At 62.6% G+C, this 2,552-nt stretch carries 5 protein-coding genes and 1 pseudogene; all 6 read left to right on the top strand.

All coding sequences use genetic code 11. The annotated features are described in order from the left end of the window. Positions 1-398, top strand: a 398-nt coding sequence (locus AC04L7_RS16470) for a DUF5694 domain-containing protein (RefSeq protein ID WP_475513435.1), incomplete at its 5' end; no start/stop codon positions are given. A 64-nt stretch (positions 399-462) separates the two neighbouring features. Next, positions 463-780 carry a hypothetical protein gene (locus tag AC04L7_RS16465; protein ID WP_435998850.1) on the top strand — a complete coding sequence of 106 codons (318 nt, stop codon included), beginning with the start codon at positions 463-465 and terminating at the stop codon, positions 778-780. Positions 781-915: 135 nt separating this feature from the next. Then, positions 916-1,194, top strand: coding sequence for a hypothetical protein (locus AC04L7_RS16460; protein ID WP_435998848.1), 279 nt, complete (start codon positions 916-918; stop codon positions 1,192-1,194). A 50-nt stretch (positions 1,195-1,244) separates the two neighbouring features. Then, positions 1,245-1,514: a hypothetical protein gene (locus AC04L7_RS16455; protein ID WP_435998846.1), complete on the top strand. Its 270-nt coding sequence runs from the start codon at positions 1,245-1,247 to the stop codon at positions 1,512-1,514. Between the two features lie 20 nt (positions 1,515-1,534). Then, positions 1,535-1,699: a hypothetical protein gene (locus AC04L7_RS16450; protein ID WP_475513434.1), complete on the top strand. Its 165-nt coding sequence runs from the start codon at positions 1,535-1,537 to the stop codon at positions 1,697-1,699. A 605-nt stretch (positions 1,700-2,304) separates the two neighbouring features. After that, positions 2,305-2,552, top strand: a pseudogene (locus AC04L7_RS16445) (serine hydrolase); the annotation flags it as partial.

Raw genomic sequence — 2,552 nt, 5'->3', positions numbered from 1 at the left:
GCGCGTGGGCGCAGGCGAACGGGAAGGCGGGTGATCTCGAGGCGCTGATGGGACAGGCCCAGGGCATCACGGCGCGCATCACCGCACTTCAGGCGACGCACAGCATCGGCGGCGTGCTGCGCGAGATGAACACCCCGCGCGCGACCGAAGAGGCCGCGAGCTTCTACGCAGAGTTCCTGCGCTACGGCGGCGGTGACCAACAGCCCGGCGTCGAGCTCAATGCCGCCTGGGCGAAGCGCAACTTCGCCATCTGCGCCCGCCTGCTGCAGGCGCTGAAGCCGGGTGATCGCGCCGTGGTTTTCTACGGGCAGGGCCACGTGCCGCAACTGGCGGCCTGCCTGCGGTCGGCGCCGGGCGTTGAGTTGGAAGAAGCGGAAGCGTTTCTCCCGGATTCTTGAACGTCAGTTGTCGCGATCGCCCATGCACTACACTCAAGCACAACGCCTAGCGTAGCCTTTCCCAATGAGCGCTCCATTCTTGATTCTGATCGTGGTCTCCGAGTTGATCAGTCTTTGGATCTTGCGCGGTCTACTGAAAAGTTCTAGGTCGCGTTTGGAGAAATTTGCATTGGCTCTAGTGTTGATGGTCCCTGTCCTGGGGCCGTTTGTTTATGCCTTCTTGGCAGAGGATGTGCCCACTAATCATCCGCTTATACGAGATAACGGTCCTCGTGGTAGCTTCACGCATAGCGTGATCGGTATCGAAGCCGATCTGGCGCGGGCCAAGCAAGAAGAAGCGATTTGCGCTGAGAAGGATGGCGATCCATCCAGAAGTGCTTAACGGCCGCCTTAGCAATGCCGACGCCATTCGTCGCGTTGTTATCCCATGTTCTGCTGACCCTACGACCATCCGCTAGCCCCGCCCGCCACACCCGCCCGCTAGACTGCGGTTTCCACCCGCCGGACACCGCCCCGCATGAAGCTCACCCCCACGCCCATCACCGCCGTCATTGCGGGCCTCTTCGCCGGCATCGTGATGCCGCTGGTCTGGCCGCGACTGGGAGACGAAACCTTGAACTGGGTGTTTGCCTTCCTGCTCGTCGTCGCGCTGCCGATGCACGTGCTGGTGGTCGGCTTCAACCAGCCGCGTGACGCGGGGCAGGGGGGATTGAACCGTGCGCTCGTCAAGCGTGTGGCGATCTGGCTGGCATCGGCCGTGGCGGCCTTGGCGCTGATGCGGATGCTGTCGCTTTAACGCGGAGCGTCCAGGCCTATACTCGGCCTACCAACGGAGAGGAGAATCCCATGCGCAAGACCGCCATCTTCCTTGCCCTCATGTTCGCCGCCAGTATGGCGTTCGCCAATACCTACGCCTTCGGCAACCGCGTGGTCAGCAGCGGCGACGGCATCGGTCGGCTTGTCGAGATCGCCGGCAAGCCCGATCTGGTCACCCCGCTGGAAAACCAGTACGGCGCTCGTGAAGGCGAGAACTGGACCTACTTCCGCGACGGCAAGACCATCGTCTTCACCATCAACACCAGCGGCAAGATCCTGCGGATCACCGAATCCCGCTGATCGGGACACCGGGGTCGTCCATGAAGCGGATCGCACTGCCTTTCTTCATGCTGGTCTGCGCGTCGATGCTGTCCGGCTGCATCGGGACATCCAGCAAGGTCGCTCGTGCCAACACGGYGACGCCGGGTTCCACCCTCTGGTACGCCATCGACAATCCCGGTGGCATGACGCCGGTGGCCTTCTAGGCGGTCATGCCGACGAGATTGCGGACTTCGTGCTGGCGGGCGGGACCCCTGCGTCACGGGGAGCCGCGCCAGTCGACGCAACGCCACAGCCTGGCGAGATGAAATGGCAACCGAAAACGCGTTGAGCTTCCGYCCCGGAATGACGATCTCCCACCGCAAGCCCGCGTCTTGCCACGCTCTCCCTGCATTGTTCCGCCTGCAAGACCCTCGATGAGGAGTAGCGGTACTTTTTTGGTCCCGCTTGAGCCGCAATGAGAGAAGAGAGCGCCTTTCAGGTCCTCGCAACACCCTTAGTGAGAGAAGAGAGAGCCTTTCAGGTTGTCGCGAGACCGTTAGTGAGAGAAGAGAGCGCCTTTCAGGTCCTCGCAACACCGTTAGTGAGAGAAGAGAGGCCCTTTCAGGTTCTCGCGACACCGTTAGTGAGAGAAGAGAGGCCCTTTCAGGTCCTCGCGAGACCCTTGGTGAGAGAAGCGCGGGGCTTTTTGCCTCTCGCGACCGCCTATGTGTGAGTAGAGGGGCAAGAGGAGGCGCCCGGCCGGCCCATGACCTCTGGCGCTCAAGCGGTTCCCCATGGCCCGTATGATTCAACTCACATAGGAGGGGTCATGCGCTCACTGATCGGAATCTGCCTGCTCGCCCTGCTGCCGTTCGCCGCCCCGGCGGCTGGTCCGGCTGCCCCTGCCATTCCCACTCGTGTCGCCCTGGACGCGGAAGTTGCGGCGGCGATGAAGGCCGCGCAGGCCAACGGTCTGGCCATCGCGATCATCGACGAGGGCAAGGTGGTCCACGTTGCCGCTTACGGCAAGCGCAATGCGAAAGGCGATCCCCTGCAAGCGGACACCGTCATGTATGG

This window comes from Pseudoxanthomonas sp. LjRoot204_2 (assembly GCF_056175765.1).
This window is presented reverse-complemented; position numbering and strand designations above follow the sequence as displayed.